This window comes from Rhizobium sp. 01T444 (assembly GCF_056398305.1).
Genome location: NZ_JBFTPD010000361.1, coordinates 1 through 548, shown reverse-complemented (window position 1 = coordinate 548; position 548 = coordinate 1). Strand labels below are relative to the sequence as shown.

Here is a 548-nt window from a genome sequence, read left to right as displayed (position 1 = left end):
AGCAGGAGCTTGGGGCTGTTGGCCATCGCGATGGCGAGCTCGACGCGCTTGACGTCACCGTAGGCGAGCACGCTGCACGGCCGGTCGGCCTGCGGCTTCATGCCGACCTGGTCGAGCAGGTCGATGGCAAGGTCGCGTTTGTGGTCGGCGGCGCGGCGCCAGGTGGAAAAGAGCTTGTGATGGTGCGAGAGCAATGCCATCTGCACGTTCTCCACCACCGTCAGCGAAGCGAAAGTCTCCGCGATCTGGAATGTGCGCCCGACGCCCATGCGCCAGATCTCGCGCGGCTTGCGCCCGACCAGTTCCTGGCCGTCGAGCAGGATCGAGCCGCGGTCGGCCTTGAGCTGGCCGTTGACCATGTTGAAGGTGGTGGACTTGCCCGCGCCGTTCGGSCCGATCAGGGCGAGCAGTTCGCCCGCGGCCAACTCGAAGCTGATGCCGTCGACGGCCTTCACGCCGCCGAAGGACTTGCCGAGTTCGTTGACCTGGAGGAGGCTCATGCCTTCACCTCCTTGAGTGCCGCCGCTTCGGCCGCCTTCCCGCCGGGG

At 66.9% G+C, this 548-nt stretch carries 1 protein-coding gene; it reads right to left on the bottom strand.

All coding sequences use genetic code 11. The features are described from left to right. On the bottom strand, window positions 1–500 hold a 500-nt coding region (locus AC1DTN_RS38935; protein ID WP_477925576.1), incomplete at its 3' end, for an ABC transporter ATP-binding protein. Between the last annotated feature and the right edge of the window lie 48 nt (window positions 501–548).